Here is a 23,138-nt window from a genome sequence, read left to right as displayed (position 1 = left end):
GGAACCACGGGCGTCCATGCCCGTTCTGATTGATATATTTGTGTTGATGCTTTAAAACATCGTTTGGAATTTTGCAAGGGTGGGCAATTTACCATAGTGATGCTGAATGTGCACGCAACTATTGTTAATGCCGCAATGAGTACACGAGCATCTTAATTACAAAACGCTGTACTGCTTAATCGGCAATCGGAGAAGTCAAGGGTTGCCAAAACTCGCTTTAGTATAATAAAAAAAAGCCTTTTTAGCATGTTAAAGGGCGGTTAAAACGCTTTCAAAAGATTTTCTGTACCATTGCAAAATTCTCGGCAAAGCGGTACACTGTGCAAATTATCGATATTTCATTGCGGGTATAGTATGAGAGCGACAAAGGCTATTATTCATTTGGATAATTTACAATATAATATTGCAGAGATTAAAAAACGTTTAAAACCGGGGGTGAAAATTTGTTTGCCGGTGAAAGCTGATGCCTATGGGCACGGCGCTTTTCGTGTGGCGGTTGCGGCAATTCGTGCGGGCGTTTCAAGTTTGGCGGTGGCCTCTATTCAAGAAGGGATTGACCTGCGGGATGCGGGAATTGTGGCGCCGATTATTTCACTCAGTTTGCCTATTCTTGAAGAGATTCATTCTATAATAGAATACAATATTCATCCTTTAGTTATTGACAGCGAATTTATTCATGCCTTAAATGAAGAAGCGGCTCGAATGAAAACCGTGCAAGCGGTACATCTAAAGATAGATACCGGCATGAACAGAATCGGGTGCAAGCCGGAAGATGCAATTACGCTTGCGGCAGAAATTGTGCAGCTGCCAAACCTAAAGCTGGAAGGAGTTTGTACGCATTTTTCGGTTGCGGACTCTGTCAGCCCCGAAAATATCGCGTATACAAAAAAGCAGCTTGCCTTGTTTACGCAAACACTTGATGCGCTGCGGGCAAAAGGAATTGACCCGGGAATTGTGCATGCGGCAAATTCGGGGGCGGTGCTCCAATATCCTGAGGCGCAATTTGATATGGTGCGCCCCGGCATTATTGTGTACGGGTATCCTCCGTCTGATTGTCTTGCCGATAAAATACCGCTCAAACCGGTTATGGAATTAGTCAGTCAGGTGGTACTGATAAAATGCACTCCTCAAGGCAGCGATATTTCATATGACAGAAAATGGCATGCGGATAAGGACACCTTTATTGCAACCTTGCCTATCGGTTATGCGGACGGTTTGATGCGCGCTCTTTCTCCGGGACTTAAAGTGCGAATCGGCGATACTTTTTATCCAATTGTCGGCAGGATTTGTATGGATCAGTGCATGGTTGACCTCGGTTCGGAGCCGACCGTTACGCGCTGGGATACCGCCGTTATTTTCGGCCCATCGGAAAACAGCGTCAAAAACAACAGCGCAAAAGAGCTTGCAACAATAGCCGGCACTATTCCGTATGAAATTACCTGTGATATCAATAAGCGCGTTCCGCGGGTTTATATCAATGAAAAACTCGGCTAAACTATTCGGCAAGCATTTTGACCCTTCAGACACGGAAGAAAACTCCTTTGACGATTTCAGCGATGATGGTTATCGCGATGCCGATAATTTCGGCGAGCTCAATGATTTCAGCGATGAGGCGTATCACGACTCTGTAAATGACTACGATGTTGAAAGTTCCGAAATCTTTTATGATACTGAAAGCGATGAGGATTCCGAGCCTGTAATTATTCCGCTTGATACCGCTCAAATTGTGGAGTACCTTGATGAGACCGGAAGTTTTGCCTCATTTTTTGAGCGTTATGAGGTGCGGCATGCGCAGCTTGACTTAACCGAAGAAATTGCAAACTGTTTTAATAACGATTCAATCGGAGTTTTTGAGGCGGGCACCGGCGTAGGCAAAAGTTTAGCCTATCTTATTCCGGCAATAAAATGGGCACTGCAAAACAAGGAACGGGTGGTAATTTCTACCGGCACCATTAACTTGCAGCAGCAACTCATGGAAAAGGATCTGCCTTCCGCAAAAAAAATTATCGGAAAAGAGGCAAAAGATTTAAAAGTACTGTTGCTGAAAGGAAGGCATAATTATCTTTGCATACGCCGCCTTATGCAGGCATTACAGGAGCCCGACCTTTTCAATGATGACTATGATGAGATAAAAAAGATTCAAGCATGGGCGGCAACATCGGCAGACGGGAGCAAGGCAGAAATGCCCTTTGTCCCGAGCGATAAGGTTTGGGCAAAGGTGTGCGCCGAATCGGATAACTGTCTTGGACGGCGTTGCCCGTATTATGCCGACAGCTTTGTGATGAAATTAAAAAAAGAAGCCGCCAAAGCCTCTCTTTTAATTGTCAACCACCATCTTTTATTTGCCGACCTCGCAGCTCGCTATGAAGGATACGGTTACCAAACAACCGCCGTTTTGCCGCCGTTCAAACGGCTCATCTTTGATGAAGCACACACTATGGAAGATGCGGCGCAAAGTTTTTTCTCTAAAACATTTTCTCAATTTGAATTACAGCGGCAGATAAACGCCCTTTATCGCCACAAAAAAGGAAAACCGATCGGAGTCTTACCGAAGCTGATTACCATTGCGCACGCAGATGAAATCGTTCCGGAAATTACAAAAACTCTTTTTGAATTGCAAACAGCCTATGCTGTTTTGGATTCGGAGGCACTTCCGCTCTGTTCGTCGGGGGCGATAAGTTTTCAGCAAATGCTGCCGTACCAAAGGGATGCGCTTACCCAAAAGCTGAGCGCAGTTCGACGCAATCTTGAAATAGTGATACAGCATTTTACCGCCCTGATTGACACAGTCAGTGATGATGAGCAATCTGAAGATACGGTACAGGATGCAAAGCTTATTTTATGGCGTTTTCGTGAACTAAAAGAAACGGCGGAAAGTTTTGAGCAGTGGAAAAAACTCTCTGAAAAAGTGTTTTGGATTGAGAAAATAAGAAGCGCACAAAAAGAGACGGTGCGCTTTCATCAAACGCCGCTTAACCTTGCATCGCTTTTACACGATGCGGTGTTTTTTCCAATGCGGACGGTTATCTGTTTATCGGCAACGCTTAAAATCGGAGAAAGTTTTGACTACTGGCTTAACAGAACCGGCTTAAATCTTCCGATTGACGCACCGCTGATAACCAAAACCTTTCCTTCTCCGTTTCCGTATAAGCGGAATGTGCTGTTAAATGTTCCGATTGATGCGCCGCCGCCCGATGACAAGGAATTTCAAAACTGGATTAACAAGGCAATTGCAGAAATGATTGAGCTTAGCGGCGGCAAAACCCTAGTGCTTTTTACTTCGTATGAATCGCTTAAAACCGCATGCGCTCATGCGCGGGCAGCCTTAAAAGATACCGACCTTTTAATTTTACAACAGGGAGAAGATGACCGCAGCCGCCTTCTGAACTTTTTCAAAGAGAATGTATCAAGCAGCCTTTTTGCCACTACATCTTTTTGGGCAGGCATTGATGTTCCCGGAGAATCTTTAACCCATGTTATTTTGGTAAAACTCCCATTCTCGGTTCCTACCGACCCAGTGTTTAAAGCAAAGGCTGATGCAATAGATTCGGCGGGCGGCAGCTCCTTTATGAGTCTCAGTGTACCCGAGGCGGTTATTCAATTCAGACAAGGATTCGGGCGGCTTATGCGCTCCCAATCAGACCGCGGCATTGTAACCCTTTTGGACAAGCGGATAATCGCTAAACGATACGGGCAAATTTTTATCACAAGCCTTCCCGAAACTCGTCAATGTTTTGATTCTTTTAAAAATATACTTTATAATATAGAGAACTTTTTATTTTAGTTTTATGTTACCGGTGTTAAAATGCGGAGGTAAATTATGGCAACAATCAAAAAGGTAAAAGCGGTTTTTTTCAGCGCAACGGGAAAAACAAAAAACATTATACTGCAGTGTGCAAAAAATCTTGCGGACAATCTTGCGGTTCCGCTCGAAACGGACGACTTTACCCTTCCCAAAAACCATACTGCGGTCAGGCAGTTTTCCGCTGAAGACCTTGTTGTCTTCGGCACTCCTACCTATGCGGGAAGAATCCCGAATAAAGTTTTGCCTTTTGTGCAAGAGCTTTTTCAGGGGAACGGAGCACTCACGGTTGCCTTGGTAACATTCGGCAACAGAAGTTTTGACAACTCGCTTACCGAGCTGCAAAGCGAATTGACAAAAAATAATTTCCGGGTAATCGGCGCCGGCGCCTTTGTCTGCGAACACGCTTTTGCAGACATTGCGTTAACCAGACCCGACAAAACCGATTTTGACCTTCTGAACAATTTATGCACCGCCGTTTTGGACAAACTGAAAACCCAAACGGATTTTCCCGCCCTTGCGGTACGAGGCAACGAAAAACTTGAAGGCTATTACAAACCGCTCGGTTTGGACGGGCAGCCTACCAATTTTTTAAAAGCAAAACCGATTACCGACATGACAAAATGCGACCGCTGCGGCGTATGCATTAAAGTATGCCCGATGGGCTCAATCGCGGCAGACGACCCCGCAAATGTATTCGGAATCTGCATCAAATGCCAAGCCTGTCTGGTTTACTGCCACACAGGTGCAAAATCCTTTGACGACCCCGCCTTTCTCTCCCACAAGGCAATGCTCGAAAAAAACTACACCGCCCCCGCCGCATCCGAAATCTTTGTATAAGATGCATAAAAAAAGAGTTCGACACGGCGCAACGGTGAGTAAACTTACCATAGGGCGAAGTTTTGAAAATTTACTGTAACTTCGCCAACGAGTTTAAAAGCTTCAATTTTACAATTTTGTATTGATGCTTTTAAACATCGTTTGAATTTGTTCTGATTTTGCGTCCATGGCAAAACTAAACCTGTCTGCTTGGAACCACCGCCACGCCCTGATTTTTAGTATCCTTGATTAAATCAGTGCTGCGAGTTTAAAAACTCCTATGTATGTTGGCGTGGTAGTTTTTAACCATCGTTTGAATTTGTTCTGATTTTTGACGTCCGTGTCAAAACCAAACCTGTCTGTTTGGAACCACGGGCGTCCGTGCCCGTTCTGATTTTGCCGTCCATGGCAAAACTAAATCTATGAGTTGGTTTAAAACTTTTTTCTGCTGCCCGGTTTTACCAGCGGCAGTCCTTTTTTGCAGAGCGGGCATTCCTCCGGTGTGTAGGAGGTAACGTTAAATTCCAATGCGGCATACACCGGATAGGGGAAGTCGGCGCCGTTGCGGCGGTCTACTATGGCGGCAAGGCCTACTATTTCCACGCCGAAGTCTTTCAGGGCTTCGATAGTTTCCAAGCTTGATTTGCCGGTGGTAATGACATCTTCGGTGATAAGAATGCGATCGCCTTTTTCAACTGTGAAACCTCGGCGCAGCGTCATTACATCGTTTTCGCGTTCGGTAAACATGGCGGGCACGCCCAACTGTCTTCCGATTTCGTATGCCACAATAATGCCGCCCATTGCGGGGCCGATAACCTTGTCAATTTTGAGTTCTTTTAGTTTTCGCACCACGCCGCTTAAAACCTGAGCCGCCTTGTCTGGGTACATTAAGAGTTTGGCACATTGTGCATAGCCGTCGCTGTGTCTACCCGATGATAATAAAAAGTGTCCCTGAAGTACCGCCTCGCAGTCCTGCAAAATTTGTAAATTCTCTTCCATATAAGTGTCCGTCATAAATGTTCTTCCTTGCTATCTTGTTTTATATGATTCCGCGAATTTCGGATAAATCCTTAATTCCCTCATCGTGCATAAATTGCTCGATTCCCCGAATGATTTTTAGCATTACGGTCGGATCCGTAAAGTTTGCCGTACCTACTTGGACGGCGGCGGCTCCCGCCATAATAAATTCTATCGCGTCTTGCCAATTCATAATGCCGCCAAGGCCGATAACCGGAACATCAACTTCCTTTGCCGCCTCCCGCACCATGCGCAGGGCAATGGGTTTAATGCAGGGGCCTGAAAGTCCCGCTGTGATATTATTGAATACCGGCTTGCGCTTTTTTATGTCGATTGCTAATGCGTTAAAGGTGTTCCCCAACGAAAGCATATCCGCACCCGCTTCCACGCAGCTTGCCGCCATTGCCCGTATGTTTTCCGCATTGGGGGAAAGTTTTACCATCAGTTTTTTGCGGGTTGCCTTCCGCACCGCCGATACTACTTGGTATGCGGTTTCGCATTTGATGCCGAATGCCATGCCTCCTTCTTTTACATTCGGGCAGGAAATATTTAGCTCAATAATGCGAATGGAGGTGTTCTCCAAAAGGGTGACGCTTTGCACATAGTCTTCAATTTTGCTTCCGCCGACATTGGCGATAATTTCCGTGTGCAAGCTTTCCATATAGGGCAGCTCGTGGCGCATAAACACTTCAACCGAAGGGTTTTGCAAACCGATACTGTTCATCATTCCGGCGGGTGTTTCAAACGAGCGAATGCCCGGATTGCCTTCGCGTGCTTCAAGGGTAAGTCCCTTAGTGGAAATGCCGCCTAAAAGACTTAAATCAATATACTCTTCAAACTCTCTGCCAAAGCCGAAGGTGCCGGAGGCGGCGATAACGGGGTTTTTTAATTCTATGCCGCATAAATCAACTTTCATCATGAGAAGCATACCTCCTTTGCGGGGAAAACCGGCCCTTCGCGGCACACCCGTTTCATTCCTTCGACGGTGCGGACGCTGCATGCTAAGCAGGCACCGATTCCGCATGCCATGTGACTTTCCAAGGAAAAGAGGGCGGGAGTATCGTTGAGGATTTTTTTTACGCTTTGCATCATTGCGTTCGGCCCGCAGCATAAAATTAAATCAAAATCTTTTGGGTTTAAAATATCCGTTACAAAACCCTTGCTGCCGTATGAGCCGTCCTCCGTTGCTACATGAATCTTTTCCGCATAGGGGGATAATTCTTCCAAGAAATACGGGGCGGTTCTGGCTGCCCCTTGAACCCCGCTGATGCGTTGTATTAAGGGCTTGGGCAGCCCTTAGACCTGCCTATGCTTCGCATTAAGGGGCGCTGCCCTTTAGACCCCGGCTTTTTCGTTAATGCTACGCATGGTTTTACTGGCTTATGCTTCGCATGCAGGGCGTTACGGCACCCCTGCACCCCGCCGCTAGAGGGAAGAGAAGACACTTGTTCAGTGGAAATGTCAATATCAGTTCAGTATTTTTATCCCCTAAATGTATGTTCAAGCCACTCCATTCTTTTTCTTTGTGACTTTCAGCCGATACAATGTCGGCGGTAAGCCATCCTCATTAACCGTACTGATTCTTTTCCGGTTGTAATAGACCATGGTGTATTGCCATACAAGCGTTTTCACTTGTTCCCGCATCATCTTTGTTGTATCGATTCTATATAAAAGTTCTTTCTTTAGTGTTGCAAAAAAACTTTCCATGCGCGCATTGTCATAACATTTTCCAACATCACTCATGCTTTGGATAGCTTTGAATTTTCCAAGCGTTTGTTTATACGCTATGCTTGTAAATTGGCTTCCGGCATCACTGTGAACTATGACTCCGGCTCCAGGCTGCCTCATTTCAAACGCTTCGGTTAGTGCTCGTATGCACAACTCTTTTTTCATATTACTATCCATCGCAAGCGAGACAATCTCTCCGCCACAGGCATCGAACATCGGACAGATGTATAATTTTCCGTCAGCGCAGGGAACTTCTGTTATGTCCGTGAAGTAGAGTGTATCCGGTTCTGATGCATAAAAGTTTCGCTTTACTAAATTTTCAGGTCGTTGCGCTTTTTTATCCGCTTTGGTAAGTCCGTCAGGACTTCTGCGGCTTTCATGCAGGAGATTTCCCTTTTTCATGGCATTTCGTACCGTCGCATACGACTTGGGATTGCCTCGCTGCTTAAGAGCGCTCACCATTCGCACAACGCCATAATTATCATTGTAATAATCTTCCTCGATAATCTTATGTATTTCGGCCAGAAGAAGCTGCCAGCGTTTCGGTTTATTACGATTTTGTTTCCATTTGTAATAGCCTCTTTCGCTGACGCCTAACGCTTTGCATATCGACAAAACCGGATGGCTTTTTTTGCCGTCGGCATTTTCATACGTGTAAAAAATATATGCAAAGATAGTGCTTTTTTTCACTTCTTCCAGCCCTTCACGAAAAAAGCGAGTGCGCCTTGCAAGATTTCGTTGGCTTCTTTGAGCTCTTTGATTTCGCGTTGGAGCTGTCTCTCTCGCTCATCCAAAACGATAGCTTTTGCCGTTGCAGCTCCGTCGCTTGCTTTATAGCGATTTTTCGTTTTTCGCCAATCGGTCAGCGTCCCGTATGAAATACCGAGATTCTTCGCCGCTTCTTTTGTGCCGATTTCATCAGACAGTTGTAATGCCTGCTGTTTAAATTCTTGACTATAACGTCGCATAGTATCCTCCTACTATTCCCTATTATATACCTTAGGGGCTTTTTTGACTGTACGTTTATTATATCCTTCCATAATAACTTTTCGCATCTCCTCCAGAGCCACCATGCCCACCATCCCATCCACTGTAATGAATAGGATTTATTTCTGAAAAACGGCTACCCCTTCCACCGTCTCCACCCGATCCGCCTCTTGCTTCTACAGAACAGTTGCTAACAGAACCATAGCTAAACCCGATTGCATTGCCACCGTTTCCACCATTGCCGCCGTCACTCCATGTTTCATTGCCTCCAAAACCCTTGCCGCCGTATCCACCTTGTACGGTTGCGGTGCAGTTTTCACTGTCGCATTTGTAAAAACCGATAGCACCAGAACCATAAGTTCCGTCACGGATGTTCTTATCTCCATCATAGCCACTTGCTCCGCTCACATCAGCCGTACAATTTATACAAGTGCTTTCAGAAAATCCGACAATTTCATCACGACCCCCTGCGCTACTGTATATATCAACTATACAGTTAATACAGGTGCATTTCTCAATGCCGAGCCTACAGTTGTAGTAGAGATTCCGACTGTCATTCGATAATAGATTAATATTCATTACTTTCCGATCACTGCCATCTCCTTTCATTCCTGTATAAAAACTGCGCCCACTACGTTCAGAATATGCTGATATCTTTGCCGCCGGATATCCTGTTACTTCCATTGTTCCTATTTTTACAAGGTCGATCGTTTGTTTTGATCTAAATTCTCCTTTTAAGTAGACAAAAGTATACATTTCGTTCGGGTTTTCTTGTCCTACCCAGAGGTCGAATTCCTGTTGGTTGGTGATGAGTTTGGTACGCAGTACTTTCATGACAAAATCGGGGCTCCATTCGCTGGTAAGGAAGTTGACGTTTACAATGCTTTCGCCTGAGTTTTTGTCGGTGCTTGCAACCTGCATTCTACCATTACCGTCGCGCATGGCAATGCGGTGGGCGGTTGGGTCGCTGGTTGCGCTGTGGACGTTGGTAGCGTTTATGTGGTTGGTTAAAACTTCGCCGACTCTGTTAATCCTGCTGTTGAGCGTTGTGTTAACCGTATCAATTTTTTTGTTGAGTGTTGTGTTAACCGTATTAGTTTTTTCATCCGCCGCAATAAGTGTTTCGGCAATGACACGTAAGCCTTTTTTTATATTCTCTTTTGATTCTATTTTTTTATTATGCGGCAAGGAGATATCACTGTTTCCGCTTCCGTCATCAGGTCCGACCGGTATCAAATCTCCCCGCAATGTTTCGGCAATGGCACGTAAGCCTTTTTTGACATCATCGTAGGATTTTATTTCCTTGTTATACGGCAGCGGAATATCCGCATTGCCGACAAGGTCAATCGGGATTTTTTCGGCGCGCAATGCGTTTGGATCTTCCGGGCGTAGGTTGATATGGTCAAGCCGTATTACTCGTTCTTTTATGTCGCCGTCAGACTTGTGCATTTTGTAGAGCTGCTCATTGATTTCGGCAATGCTGCCAAGCCGGTAGGTGCGGGTGTGTTCCGCCGTCCAGCGGTAGTTATAATGCTCCGCCCGCCATGCTTTGTTGTCAAGGTTTATGCCTGCAATCCGTTTTTCTTCGGCTTTCTGGTTTTGTGCATTCTGGTTTGGTTTTGCCACCTTTGCATGTTGTACCCAAACCGAATCCGCCGCCTTTGCTTTTTCTATGACTTCTTCTTGCACTCTCCAGTCAAAATAGCAGCGGGCGGTTACAAAGCGCACATCGTCTTTTGTTATGGGCTGCATTTCATAAATCCAATTTGTTTCGTTCCGTTTAAAACATACCAGCACTTCGGCAATTTTTACCCGTTCGCTCCAAATGCTGCGCTCGTCGGGTATATTCGCGCTGGCATCAGCTGCGCGGGGTACCAGTGCACCAAAATCAACAAATAAGCGTACCGCTTGGCTTTGCCGCTTGTTAAAGGTACTTACCTGCATAGTATCGTTTTCGCCGACACGGTAACTTCCCCGCCATTCCGTTTGAAACTCATCCCATATCGGATCGCTCTTTTTTATATTCGCCGTTGTGCCGCTTGTCTCTTCTCCCGTATTGGCATTGCCGATATACACACTTTCAATTCGGTACAAATAATCTTCTTGATGCGTGAGAATAAAACTGCCTGAGCCGCTGCCTATTTCTATCTCGATGGGCTTATTATCTTTATCAAGTCCATCACTGATTAAAAGCCCGATTTTATTATTAAATGCCAAGATCGGCAAAAGGCGCAGCTGTTTATTGCCCGCATCAACTAAGCCGCCGCCGATAATAAAATCTTTTTCTTTTTTCCCGACATACTTAAGCTCGTTACTATTATTAAATCCCGCCTCATCGACAAGCGGCGTGTGTGTTGCCCCGATAGCATTAAGCAGCATGCTGAAATTGTCGAGAATACTCCTAAATCCGAATTCCATATCGCTTGCTTTTGCAATCTCATATGGATTAACCTTTACCGTTGTTAGTACCTTTCTGTCTTTGAACGCCATAACAACCTCCCGTTTGTTTTGTTCTTTGTATTTTTCGTATACTGTTTTGTACTGAATTCCTTACAAAACTGTAAAATTAAAGCCTTAAAACTCGTTGGCGAACCATAGGTAAAAATTCTAAGGGCTCGCCCGTGCTCAATTCTAAACGATGTTTAAAAGCATCAACACTGTTTTATAAAATTGAAGCTTTTAAACTCGTTGGCGAACCATAGGTAAAAATTCTAAGGGTTCGCCCGTGCGCCGTGTCGCTCTCTTTTTTATAATTTTTTTTTACGATTTGTTTTGCATCTTTTAACTTCCCCTCCGTGAGGAAATAATCGTAAATACTTTAACACCAACCGGTAGTAAGGAGTCAAGCAGTGCCGACACGTATAATAAATCAAGCCAGCGGATGTCCTCCGTCCAGTAGCCCCAGTGTTTGTCGTTAAAATCAATTTTAAGCCGCAGCCGTTCTCTTTTGCTTTCCGAGTCATCTGCAAACGGAAACCAAAATTTGTATTTGTCCAGTAAATCAAAGACAATAAACTCATTGTCCTTAAAGTTTTTTTCATCGTCTTTATCTTTCGGGTCCGCTACGTGCGGCGCAAAAAAGATTGAAAATAAATCCCGCATGCCGCCGTGCCCAATCAGTATTGAAAGTGATGGATACGGTACTTCCGGAAATAAGTTGATAAAATCAATGTCAACGTTTTTTTCGCACGTAAAGATACAATCGTATTCCCCGTCTTGTTCAAAATACAGGTGTTCCTGTATGTTTTCCCAATGCATGCCGCAACTGTAGGTTTTCGTAAAAATTGCCGCACCGTCTTTCCGCACAATTTTTAGATTGAGTTTTCCCTGCCATACGCCTTTGCTGTTTCGCATTGCTCCTCGAATAAAAAAATGCAGTGAGTAAATGCCTTTCGCTATGCGTACCGCCTGAGCGGTTTGTAATACGGTGTTGTTTATCATGCGAATGCCGTTCACGTTTACCAAGCTTGCCTGATCATTTAAATGCGGGCTTTTTTCTACCGGCAATCCGTCAACCTGCCACCCGTCAGAAATAAATTGATTTTTTAAAAGGTTTTTTTCTTGTTCGTTGGTAAACTCCATCACAAAGCAATCATCATTGTTAAAGTAATACCGCAGCGCATGCTCCGCATTCCATTTGGTGCCCCATACCGTATCAAGCGGCGCATCGTCATCAACCCGTATCATCATCGCTTTGTATTTATGTTTTGTTGATGAGTATGGTTCTTGCCGGCTTTTTTTAAGCCCTGAAAAAAAATTCAGCCCTTTTAATAAATGCGTTCCCTGATGGTTAAAGATTTCAGGTTGCCGATAATAATCGATAAAATCAAATAACTGACAAAGCGCATTTTCAATTGCCCCTTGCTCTTCCGCGTGCTCTTTTCCACTTGCCATAATCTTTTCATACACTTCGCCTCCGGTGTTGATGGCGCTTGCGGTATACTCTTTTAATCGTTTCCCTATCGGGTTTTTTTTCATTTCATAGCCTCCTTTGTTTACTACCTTGTGTTTTTTTTAATTCCTGCACAATTCCGTTAAAAGACTTTAAAACCAAGTCATACATATTATTACGGCGGTCTGTTTCTTCCTGTATTGCGGCTATATCCCACTTCAAAAGCATAAGCTGAATGCTTACCATGTTACACCTCGATACAAAATCCTTCGGCAAGGCTGCATTTTGCGCCCTTGCTTTTTTTTGTGAATGTGGTATACTAAAATCAGTTGGGGCCTTTTGCTCTGTCCTCGTGCGGGCGTGGGTGTCTGTAGTCTCCCACCCTTTTGACGTACTAGGACTATAAGCCGATTGAGCGTATTGGGCTACAGCTTTGCGCATATCAATCGGCTTTATTATTCTATTAAGTTCTACAGTGTAAATTCTATGCCCGCTCTGGTATGTTTCCTTTAAAGTGATTAAAGCTTTTCCTTCCCGCCCGTCTTCCAAAACTACCGATGAATAAAACCTTTTAATTGATTGAATATTCGGATCATTATTTTTGTCGGCTCGAGCTTCTATTAAATGCGCTTTTTCAAACAAGTCTTTAATTTGCGCAGCGGCTCGGTAATGTTCTTGCCGTGTAAAACCGTTAGCTTCAGATTTTTCTACCGCTTTGTTTGAAATCATTTTGTTAATTCCGGTAGAAGAAATGCGCGCAATAATCCCCGTCTTTTTGTTTACAATATCTGTATTTTTAATCGCTTCAAGAGCTTGTTTTACATCACTTGCCGAGCTGATATTTTCTTTAAGGCATGTTTTTTCTTCTCTCTTATCCGTAAACCTTCCGGCTTCATCGCGCGGGTGTTTGCTTTCTACAAAAGTCTTCTGCATAAGCTTTAACACTTCATGAAAGTACTGCTGCTCTGATAATCTTTTGAGAGTATGTATAATCTGTTTTGAAACATCAGCGTCTATTACTATTCTCATACCGCTGCCTTATATTTCTGTACTCCAGTTATTTTTATAGAACTTCCAACCTTTCTCTTTCGCGGCTTTAAAGGCGGCTGCAAGTTCGGGAGGCTGCGTAAAATCCTTGTAGTTGCTATCGCCGTCTTTATATAACAATACCCTTCCATCTTTCTCTTTGCGTTCAGGCAAATCTTCAAAAAGTTTTTTGAAAACTTCGGCACTTAGTTTATTGTTGGAGCAGTCCAGCCATTGCAAACTTGTTAAGTCGCTTACGGCTAATGAGGTCAGCTGATTATTGAAGCAGACCAGCCTTTTCAAGCTTGTACAACCGCTTGCGTTTAATGTGGTCAGTCGATTGCGGTAGCATTCCAGCACTTCCAAGCTCGTTAAGCCGCTTACGTTTAATGTGGTTAGCTGATTGTAGTAGCAGTACAGATGTTGCAGGCTTGTACACCCGCTTATATTTAATGAGGTGATTTGATTGCGGTCGCAGTGCAGCCTTTGCAATCTTGTACAACCGCTTGCGTTTAATGTGGTTAGTTGATTGTATTGGCAGTACAGCTCTTGCAAACTCGTACATCCGCTTATATCTAATTCGGTTAGTTGATTGTGTTGGCAGTTCAGCACTTGTATATCCTTACCCTTGATAAGTATCTCTTCTGCGTTATTCGGGATACTAACTGTTTGATGCGTGCCGCTTTGCATCTCCGCAATTTTCTTGCCGTCGTTCCACAGTTCACACGGGCTGCCGTCTTTTGTTGTAACACGCAGCTTAATGCTATCCGCAGACGTTTTTATACTGATATCGCCCGGATTTTTCTTTCTTTCCTCAAACACCACCACGCCGTTACAGATAGCTTTTTCTATCTCTACACCATTATATTTTAGTTCTGTTATTTCCGTTCCGTTTATCGTTATCATTATTTACCTTCCTCCCCGTATCTCTTATTTTCCTGTTTTAATAACAGGCGTAATAAACTCATGTTCGACATGCGGCAAGGCTTTAATGTATACATTGCTGCCTGCAATGCTGCCTTCCAGTTTAGGGCGCAATGGCCACCCGATACTATCTTTGCCTAAGTGGCTTAAATGTTTTTTCCAGTACTGCTCGTAAAACTCGGCGTATACATCAGGGCTAAAAGGTCCCCCATCGCACAACAAAAATTCATGGTGGTAATCCGTTCCGATAAAGCTGACAACCTCGCCTAATCGGGTATAGTCTGCTGTTTCAACAAGCGGCAAAAAAGGCTTTTTTTCATTGTCTTCACCTAAAAAAGCTAAATGTTCTTTCCAGTATTCGTAAAAGCGCGGATATTCGGCGGGCTCAAAACTTTTACCGTCAAGCTTTAAAAATGTTTTGTGCTCCTCATCATCATATATACCGAGTGTTGAACCTTCCGGAACCGATAAGCTGATAGCTTCTTCTGCCAACTCTTTAATTTGTTTATCGCCTTCAATGCGCGCTGTAGCTTCTATTTCATCTGCTTCTTTACGCTCCTTCGCTTCCTGTGCGATTGCCTTTTCTGCAAACGTCTTAATTTCTGCATCCGCCTCTTTGCGCTCTTTTGCTTCCTTCTCATCAGCTTCTTTGCGCTCTTGTGCTTCCTGTGCAATTGCTTCTTCTGCAAACGTCTTAATTTCTGCATCCGCCTCTTTGCGCTCTTTTGTTTCCTTCTCATCAGCTTCTTTGCGCTCTTGTGCTTCCTGTGCAATTGCTTCTTCTGCAAATGTTTTAATTGCCGCATCGGCTTCTTTACGCTCCTTCGCTTCCTTATCAATTGCGGCAATGCGTTCCTGTATTTCTTTTTGCAAAGCCTCAAAAAAAACTTTATTTAAATCAGCAATCCCCAAATCGGTATATCCTTGCGCATATCGATACACGGCGGCATCATTTGCGATAAATGTTTTCCACACATACGCAAAGGCATTAAAAACAACATCAAAAACTTCTTTTATTTTTGCAGACTCGAAAATAGTAAACTCTAGGCGCTCGGTACCGACAAATGGAATAGTATACTCAAATGCTCCTGTTGCGGGATTTATGCTGCCCGCTTTTACTGCAATCTTTTTTCCAATCACAATATCATCACCGGTTAACATGTCGCCGCCTGAAAGCGCAAGGTTTGATTTTCCGACAACACCATCTTTTAGTGTTCCGTCCGGTTTATGGATTTTAAAAAAGCGCATTGCCGCTTTGCTCATCGGTGCAAGTGAGAAGGTTCTCATTGTTTCATTTGTCCAGCCTACATTTTCTTCATTCTCAGCTAAGGCACTTACCGCAAAAATATCTTCTTTGCCGAACTTTGTCTGAGATGCTTTTACCGATATTTCACCTAGTTTTACACATTCTTCATCGCAGTACTTTGCAGTTCCTGAATTGTTTTCTCCGCTTATAACGGCAAGTGCAACCTTAAACGCTTGCCGCTTATTAAGCGGTTCTACCTTTGCAAACCCTGAGTTTTCTTGCCCTGTCTGTCCCGCATTTCCTCTTGCAACAAACCAACGGGCTCTGTTTTCTTTTTTAAAATCAACCCAACCTTTTTCGGTAATAAAAAGTACGTCTCTTCTATTTTTCGTTGCGTGGGCGGCTTTAAGTTCTACAATCGTTTCCGTACCCTTACACAAAAGCCGTTGTGTTTTTTTGTTAAACGCAATAAAGGGGGAAACCCGTACGCTTAAGCTATCTTTTATCGGTGTAACCTGTCCGCCTATGATAAAATCATGTTCTGCCTGTACCGCTAAGCGTACAAGAAAGCTTGCATTATCGACAATCGATTGGAACCCTACGTCCATATCGCTTGCTTTTACAATTTCAAACGGATTTGTTTTAACAGTTGAAAAAAAATCTTGTATTGTCATTTACTACCCCTGTTGTTTTATTGTGATAAGCACATCTTCTTCTTTTACAACCAAGAGTTTATGCGACTCAGTTGCGGAAGGGTTTGCGCTGCCTTGCGGAAGGTTCATATCTTTAATGATTACATCGGTAACCCAATCAAACTGTCTGACGGCAAGAATTAAATCAGTGATAATAAGAGATTGACCTACCTCAAAGCCTTGAAAAAACTCTATAACCTTTTTTCGTACTCGTTCCTTTGCCTCTTCTTTATCAGGAAGAACAGAAAATATTTCAAGATTTAATTTATTGCCTTCCCCTTGAAACCGTCTGTCTGCAACAATGGGAGCGACAGCAAGATGAACACCCGCAGGTGTATATCCGGGATTGTTATACGTGCCGTCTCCGCGTAATGTTTTGCGCACCTCATCAAGTAATGCCCCTGAACACTCTCCTTCTTTGTCGCAAACATACACCGCACAATTTACATTATGCTCTGTTATGGGGTTTCCGTCAAAATCTCGGGTGGGAATATCTTTTGGCGGCGCACATAATACCACGTTCACGTGATATGCTTTTGTGCTAAGAGCCGCTTCTTTTACCCCGTAAAAGTTTGTCCGTTGTAAGCCTCGTAAATAATTTACAAATCGCTTTCGCAGCTCCGGATCGGTTTCGGCGGAAGTACCGTTTTCAAACGGCCGTATATTTTTTACTCCCGCAATACTTGAATGTAAGCCGCTTAAAATAGTGTCAACGCTTTCAGATGGCACATTTCCTTTTTCTCCTATTTCTTTTGCTTCAGCAAAAATAGGATTTGACTGTTCCGTCCCTTTATCTATCATTCCCGATTCTGTGGTAACAAAAACAGTATCACCGCAGGCAATTTCGGTTCCTACCGCTATATAAAGATGACTGGCGGCAGGTTTTCCTTTTTCGGTAAAAAAAACAACCTTCCCCTTTGCCTTAGTTCCTAAAAGCCTTTTTACGCCAAAAGCCCCTTCCACTAAATCTTGTAAGTATTTTGCATACCCTATTTGGCAATGCAAATACGCTTCAGCAATTAGCCGTGCAGTTGCCTCTAATAAAGAGCAAAGCACACTGCCTGAGTTAGCGTCCGTTGCGGTAAGTATTTTACCGAATACCTTTAGCTGCATTTCGGTGTAAATCTCATCAAAGGTTTTTATTTTATAATCAAAATCCATTCTTTTTTATCTCCTGTTCATCTTCCGTTATATAAGCTCGCTTAAAGAGCGCCGCTGTCCGCCAATATCGGTGTATTCTATATCAATTCGCAAAGCGTCCCCATCTCCTTTAAAAGAAACGCTCAACAATTCTTTAATACGCGATTCTTGTTTGAGTGTTTGAATTATGCTTGATAAAATATAAGCCGAGCCTGCACTTTCACTGTCGGGAATTGTTGTTTTAATTCCATAAAGCTGCAGCATCACTCGTTTATTAATATTTTCACGCAAGCGCATAAGTACCGCTTGCGATATGTTTCTTCTGCCGGTAACAAATTTAAAATCTGTTTGCAGCTCGTTGAGTAAAATATTCCCGTTTTCGTCTAACGCAATATCGACCCCGTAATTATCGCGCTGTCCGCTTAAACCGATTATCCTATTTTGATAATTAGAAGCGCTTCGCTCCAGCACTGGGATTAGCACATTCTTTTGTCCGCGTGCGCTTAAATCATCAATACTGCCAGCGCTGTTTGCAGAAGCAATAATATACGCTTTGCTACTGTCTCCGTAATGATTTTGGGCGATGCTTTCAAAACTCATGCCATCGGTAATTAAACCTATTTGCATTCCATACGTGGTTATTGCAGCGCCACGTGCAACCGGTAATGTGTATTCTTTCGGTCGTTCCATTTGAGCAGAGACAGATAAGGCACATAGTTCATTGTAAATGCCGCTACACTGCAGCTGACTTAAGGCGTCAAGTTCTTCTATAGTAACTTCCCAATCTTCAAAAACGCCAGCAGGAATATAAAATTCTTTTTTACTCATTGCATGTATGTTGTTTGCCAATACGTTTATGTTGGTCATAAAATCAATAAGCATTGCCGCAACAAAATCACCCGTTTCAAAAATAAGTGCAGGTATTCCTTCTGCTCCGACTGTTTCTCGGTATAAGGCAATAGCTGAATGGCCAAGTTGAAAAGTGTCGTCAAGCAGTATCCTAAAGGCGTTAATAGTACCGCTTATCGCATACAGGGCAACTTCTTTACAGGCGGCGGCAAAACGCCTCGCCTCGTTGATTTTTTCTAAGACGGATTTAAAAAAACTCAAACTTTTTTCTAACTTTTGTAAATACTGTTCAATTGCATCAAAGGCCTTATTAAAATCAACTCCGAAGATTGTATTATAAAACACAAAGGTATCTTTGGCCGGAATGGCGGTAAACTCAATTGAATACGTATATACATTAGGCTTTTCTTTTGTTCGCTTTATTTTAAATTCGCCCGGATACACTTGCCAGCAAAAACTGTCAATCGTTTTTTTTCGTCTGCTCCTATTTGTATGTTTTGATAAATCATATAAAAGGATTTTTTTTCCAAGCGTGTTTATATTACCTTTGTATTTTTCAAGCAATGTTTTGAGCCTAAATATTTCTTCTTCGCCGGTAACATACTCACTCGATCCGGTTGTATGGTACATTCGCCTAAGCTCATTATTTACCGTACTTCCTGAAAGCGTTATTTTAAGCGCATCATGACCATAGTCATCAATGACAAGTCCGCCAAAAGTTTTAGTTTCGGTTTTCCGTTGCGTTAAAACAAACTCTTCACTTTCAGGCGGTACCCCGAAGGCAAAAGACTCGGACGGGGAAGTATTATTGTCAACATAAAATTCAATGAGGTATACATTCTGCCATAATCCCTCTCGTAAATATCCTTGTCTCACTGCTTAACCTCCGTGCACTACCTTGTCATTTTTTATATTTGAAAAATCTTCTTTTACCATAGTGCCTATTACGGTTTTCATTGCGGTAGCTAAAGCAGCACCTCCATCATTAGGAAGAACAACCCACCCGTTAAAAGTATTTACCATTTTATCAATACGATCGCTCATCTTATCAAGCTGCGTTTTTAGTTCATCGGCTTTTACTATACCGCTTAAGTTTTCGCCGTTAAGACTTATTTTTTTATCCGTTGCCGCCTTCACGGCAATATTGCCGTCTTTGTCAATTGTAATGTTTGCGCCGAAAGCGTTTACACTCACTTCCTTTTTATTGTTATCATCAGTAATTGCGATCTTTACCTTTTCATTCGAAGAGGTAAGTTCAAGCTGTCCCGTTTTATAATTGTATTTTTCAATCCATTTTCCCGGTCGCACCCGAAGCCGCTCAACATTTTTTTCAGTGCGTTGTTCCTTTGTGCTCATAAATTTCTTTTGATGTTCTTTTTCAAACATCGAAAGGCTTGAGCATAAAACAAAAGCGCCTTCAAAGGTGCCTGTAGGCATCAGCACAAAAACCCGAGCATTTTCAGGCGGTAAGTTTCTGCTTCCCGATAAATACCCCTCATCTTTAAACTCGCATATCCACTCGTCTAAGCTGGCAACCGGCACATCTTCCAATAACACACCGCCGGTAAGTCGAACATTCACCGCATTTCTTGTAGAGTCAACATCGGTTACTGTTCCCCACATGCCTATTCTCGGCACTGTATTTTGTAGCGGCACTTGCCCGGTAACCTGTCCGCTTCGCTCTCGTATTACAATTCTCATAGCTTTTTACCTCGCCCAACTTATATCTACTAAACTATTCGTTTCTTCCCCGTCAAATTTAAGTTCGATATTGCTTGTTCCCATTTCAGGCATTACTTTTACAAACTCTCCTCCCTTGTTATACTTTCCGCCTCGTATTACTTGTAGGCTGATTGTGGGAGTCCCTCCGTAGGACCATGAATGGTCGCAACTTCTAACATAAAACTCCCCGCCTAAAAAGCTTACTCGCTCTCCGCAGCGTATTTGTTTTTCAGAAAAATCGTTGATAATGCGAATGCTTCCTGTGTACATTTCGTCAAGTCGCCCGAACCAAGAGCGAAGGCGCAAAGAAAGTTTGTGCATTGCATTGGTAATTGTTTCCGTTTTTTCCGTTTGTTTTTTATAGCCTCTGAAAGCAACCTGTAACATTTTCATGCCGTATGTTTTAAGTTTTTTTTCATCAACTTGTAAAATCTTTTTTTCTATTTTGTCGCCGTCAGTTTGCTCAATTACAATGTACTGATCAGCCGAAAGAGAAGAACCCTCGATATAGGCAAAAAAAGTTGTGTACACTTCATCAATACTTAAACGCAATGAATAATCGACGAGGTGCGGTGATTTTATTTTTCTTATTGGTAGTTTGCCCCAACGGTTATGCACTATTCCGTTTTCCCTAAAACTAAATGGAAGTTCACGAACAACTATTTTTGTTTTTCCTTTTTCATTCACCCGAGAAAACATTTCATACACAGGAGGCGCTAAAATCGTTTGCCATATTTGTTGTACCGTATTTATTCCTTGATTAAAAAAGGTATTAGCAATCGGCACAGGAATACTTTCTGCTTCTCCTACTTCAAAAAAATCATTCCCCATAAAGTTTTTAATTATGTCATAGACTATTTTATTTGATTCTCCCGCCTTTCCTTTTACCGGAGCTTTATCTGCGGTAGGTTTTAAATATCTAACACCTACATAGCCTAAATATGTATCCCATGTAAGCTCTAAAAACTTTTTTATTTTTAAAGGTTCCTTAGTTTGCAGTTCATTTATGCGTAACACCATATCCTTGTTTATCGTTTCCGCACTCATTATTTGTGTTAATGATAAAAACTTAATATCAAGAATGAGCTGAAAGTTTGCAATTAACCCCGTAATACTCATCCCGGAAAAATTGATTTGTCGTTGCACGCCACCTTGACTCATTGTGCAACTTAAATCTTTATTTGCAATTACACCAATAAACACAGGAGTATTTGCCCCCTCGTAAATCTTTACAATTTGAAGCGGCTGTATTTCATTAAAAAGATTATTGTCTCCGCCTGCAATGCTAAACTGAAAACGCCCCTTTAAATCCATTGTGCTTTCGGTAAACGAATAGCTTAAAAGTTGCGTATACTCATGGGTTTGTGCCGATAATGTAAAAGCAGGCACTGTTGGCGCATTATAATCAAAGATTTCTATTTTTGGCTGCGGGCTTTTGTGAATGGTGATCATCATCGACTTTCAACCTTTATTTCCCCGTTCAATAATAACTCAAGTTGCGCGTTTATCTTTTTTAACTCTTCCGTATTTTCCTTAATTTTTTCTTGGTCGGGGAAAAAGGTATTATACAGAGTCTGGAGTTCAAATGCTAAATCTTGTTTTCTTTGTTGTAATTCTTTTATTAGTGAAACATTATTTACACTTCCTTCGCCTATGCCCGGTAGCTTACCCGTATTAAACTCTTCTTGGCGAGTGCCGGATAAAAATACCGAGAGAAATTTTGTCAGTTCCGCCGGACCTTTTCCCAATTCAGCTGTCCAAGTCCTCCACAATTCGGCAGAACCGGTAGATGCTCCGACACGTGAGGTATATTCAGGGCGTATACTTGCATTTGTTATTGATTCATATGCGTCTTTATTTATTTCCCCGTTGTTCATCAACTCATAAAACTGCGCCGCCTGTATATAGTCAAAGCCGGTATCTTTTCTAATCATTTCGATCATCCCTGCTTTATTACCTTTTCCCGACATTTGTTCAAAAAGACCCATTTTTTTCTTGTATATTTCCGGTAAAAATCCAAGTTCCGCAATTTGCATATTATCAAGATATCCGCCTTGCGATTCTAATCCGTGCTCTTTTAATATGCGTGCCTTTTCTGCATCCGATAAACTTGCAATAGCTCGGTACGTTAAGATATCCGAAACCGAAGAAAGAGATGTTGCACTGCGCCCGCTTTCATTTAATTGCTGATATCGACTTGCGCCTTGTTCTCCCATCCATAACGGATTATTGCCGCTTGCATTTTTTAAAAAAGTCATTGTGCTGCCTATTTCAGCAATCGACTTTGTAAACCCTTTTGATATACCATCAGTAAAAATATTTTGTAATAAACCAAGTGTTTCACTGTACTGGCCTTCCTTCATTCCCATAAAAGAGCTCGCTCGATATGCTTGCGCTAAACTGTCCGCGTCCTTATTTCCGTAACGGGAAAAAGTACCTTTAAAATCTGCTGCCTCCTCTTTTTGGATTCCCATCATTCTTGACCAGCCGAAAACATTACGGGCAACATCATAACTGCCCGAAGAAAGTCCGTATTGCGTAAGGTGTTTAACCATACTCAACCCGTCTTCCATTGAGTAGCTGAAACTGTTTGCGGCAGCACTTGCTTTTGTAAACGCATCTTCTATATTTTTTGTGTTCACCTTATAACGGCTTTCCAATGTTTCAATCATGGTTTTACCGTCTTTACTTATCTCAAAATCATTTTTTCGTTCGGGATAATCTTTTGCAAATTGCCGCCACTCTCCACGTCCTTCCTTAGTACTTAAATCAAAGCGAGTGCGCATGGTGTTATTAAGGCTTGCATTTAATGCTTCTGCCGCATCATCATGCGATGTATAAAGGTCTGAAAGTTTTTTTACCCCCCAACCGGCGCCAACTGCCGCAAGAAGTCCTGCTCCTGCAATTGCTCCGCCTGTTCCTAATTTACCAAGTAAACCGGCTCCTTTCCCTAAAAGTGTTAATCCACCGCCCGCAGCATCGCCCGCACCAATTTGTCCGATAACCGATTGTGCAGTATTAGAAATGCCCCCTACTGTATTATTAAACCCTGCAATTCCTCCGCCTCCGGCTTGATTCCCGTTTGCCATGCCGTTATACACTTGCTGCATTTGTTGTGCCGATTTTGCATACTGTGCTGCTAAATCAAAATTGCCGACTTCTTGTGCTTCTTTCATCTTGCCAAGCATTTTATCAAAAGCATCGGATATCGTTTGTGCAGATGATGAGAAACTACCGGTTTCTAAATTAAGCTTAATCGCAACTTCTTTCATTCCCATACGCGTCTATTCCTCT

The 23,138-nt window shown here is 42.8% G+C and carries 17 protein-coding genes and 1 pseudogene; 3 read left to right on the top strand and 15 right to left on the bottom strand.

What is annotated here, in order from left to right:
- The first annotated feature begins 354 nt into the window (after positions 1–354).
- The 3 genes from alr to FUT79_RS11905 are packed head-to-tail and all read left to right on the top strand — an operon-like array spanning position 355 to position 4,642.
- The gene (gene alr / locus FUT79_RS11915) at positions 355–1,494 is read left to right on the top strand and encodes an alanine racemase (RefSeq protein ID WP_024753216.1); all 1,140 of its coding nucleotides are present in this window, start codon (positions 355–357) and stop codon (positions 1,492–1,494) included.
- Positions 1,430–3,784 (top strand): ATP-dependent DNA helicase, encoded by a 2,355-nt coding sequence (locus FUT79_RS11910; protein WP_244951094.1) that lies wholly within the window; start codon positions 1,430–1,432, stop codon positions 3,782–3,784. Before alr ends, FUT79_RS11910 begins: the two co-directional genes overlap by 65 nt.
- 36 nt (positions 3,785–3,820) lie before the next feature.
- Positions 3,821–4,642 (top strand): flavodoxin domain-containing protein, encoded by an 822-nt coding sequence (locus FUT79_RS11905; protein WP_148879153.1) that lies wholly within the window; start codon positions 3,821–3,823, stop codon positions 4,640–4,642.
- A gap of 411 nt (positions 4,643–5,053) precedes the next feature.
- Here FUT79_RS11905 and pyrE read toward each other — a convergent pair whose 3' ends face one another.
- The 15 genes and pseudogenes from pyrE to FUT79_RS11830 all read right to left on the bottom strand — a co-directional run bounded on the left by pyrE (position 5,054) and on the right by FUT79_RS11830 (position 23,122).
- Complete coding sequence (pyrE, locus tag FUT79_RS11900; protein ID WP_002696868.1) at positions 5,054–5,635, bottom strand: orotate phosphoribosyltransferase; 582 nt, start codon at positions 5,633–5,635, stop codon at positions 5,054–5,056.
- 25 nt (positions 5,636–5,660) lie between these two features.
- Positions 5,661–6,557: a dihydroorotate dehydrogenase gene (locus FUT79_RS11895; protein WP_024753220.1), complete on the bottom strand. Its 897-nt coding sequence runs from the start codon at positions 6,555–6,557 to the stop codon at positions 5,661–5,663.
- Entirely contained in the window at positions 6,554–6,865 is a 312-nt protein-coding gene (locus FUT79_RS11890; protein ID WP_024753221.1) for an iron-sulfur cluster-binding protein, read from the bottom strand. Before FUT79_RS11890 ends, FUT79_RS11895 begins: the two co-directional genes overlap by 4 nt.
- Before the next feature lie 273 nt (positions 6,866–7,138).
- A pseudogene (locus FUT79_RS11885) lies at positions 7,139–8,071 on the bottom strand (IS3 family transposase); the annotation flags it as partial.
- Positions 8,053–8,334 (bottom strand): transposase, encoded by a 282-nt coding sequence (locus FUT79_RS11880; protein WP_024752184.1) that lies wholly within the window; start codon positions 8,332–8,334, stop codon positions 8,053–8,055. The pseudogene FUT79_RS11885 and the gene FUT79_RS11880, both read right to left, overlap by 19 nt.
- A 58-nt stretch (positions 8,335–8,392) precedes the next feature.
- On the bottom strand, positions 8,393–10,843 hold the full coding sequence (locus FUT79_RS11875) for a hypothetical protein (protein ID WP_148889701.1): 2,451 nt from the start codon (positions 10,841–10,843) through the stop codon (positions 8,393–8,395).
- A gap of 291 nt (positions 10,844–11,134) precedes the next feature.
- Positions 11,135–12,331 carry a hypothetical protein gene (locus FUT79_RS11870; protein WP_148878928.1) on the bottom strand — a complete coding sequence of 399 codons (1,197 nt, stop codon included), beginning with the start codon at positions 12,329–12,331 and terminating at the stop codon, positions 11,135–11,137.
- A gap of 1 nt (position 12,332) precedes the next feature.
- Positions 12,333–13,274 carry an LPD3 domain-containing protein gene (locus tag FUT79_RS11865; protein ID WP_148889700.1) on the bottom strand — a complete coding sequence of 314 codons (942 nt, stop codon included), beginning with the start codon at positions 13,272–13,274 and terminating at the stop codon, positions 12,333–12,335.
- Between the two features lie 9 nt (positions 13,275–13,283).
- Positions 13,284–14,177, bottom strand: a complete 894-nt coding sequence (locus tag FUT79_RS11860) for a leucine-rich repeat domain-containing protein (RefSeq protein WP_148889699.1) — start codon at positions 14,175–14,177, stop codon at positions 13,284–13,286.
- A 24-nt stretch (positions 14,178–14,201) separates the two neighbouring features.
- Positions 14,202–16,115, bottom strand: coding sequence for a cell envelope integrity protein TolA (locus tag FUT79_RS11855; protein WP_148889698.1), 1,914 nt, complete (start codon positions 16,113–16,115; stop codon positions 14,202–14,204).
- Positions 16,116–16,118: 3 nt separating this feature from the next.
- Positions 16,119–17,294: a baseplate J/gp47 family protein gene (locus FUT79_RS11850; protein WP_024751719.1), complete on the bottom strand. Its 1,176-nt coding sequence runs from the start codon at positions 17,292–17,294 to the stop codon at positions 16,119–16,121.
- Positions 17,295–17,321: 27 nt separating this feature from the next.
- Positions 17,322–18,998 (bottom strand): hypothetical protein, encoded by a 1,677-nt coding sequence (locus tag FUT79_RS11845; protein ID WP_148889373.1) that lies wholly within the window; start codon positions 18,996–18,998, stop codon positions 17,322–17,324.
- 3 nt (positions 18,999–19,001) lie between these two features.
- On the bottom strand, positions 19,002–19,823 hold the full coding sequence (locus tag FUT79_RS11840) for a hypothetical protein (protein WP_148889697.1): 822 nt from the start codon (positions 19,821–19,823) through the stop codon (positions 19,002–19,004).
- A 6-nt stretch (positions 19,824–19,829) separates the two neighbouring features.
- Positions 19,830–21,299: a hypothetical protein gene (locus FUT79_RS11835; protein WP_002695630.1), complete on the bottom strand. Its 1,470-nt coding sequence runs from the start codon at positions 21,297–21,299 to the stop codon at positions 19,830–19,832.
- On the bottom strand, positions 21,296–23,122 hold the full coding sequence (locus tag FUT79_RS11830; protein WP_024751722.1) for a hypothetical protein: 1,827 nt from the start codon (positions 23,120–23,122) through the stop codon (positions 21,296–21,298). The genes FUT79_RS11835 and FUT79_RS11830 overlap by 4 nt, the downstream gene beginning before the upstream one ends.
- Positions 23,123–23,138 lie beyond the last annotated feature (16 nt).

This window comes from Treponema phagedenis, from assembly GCF_008153345.1.
GTDB classification, from domain to species: Bacteria; Spirochaetota; Spirochaetia; order Treponematales; family Treponemataceae; genus Treponema; species Treponema phagedenis.
Note: the sequence above shows the minus strand (reverse complement) of the source record. Positions and strands in the feature narration are given on the sequence as shown.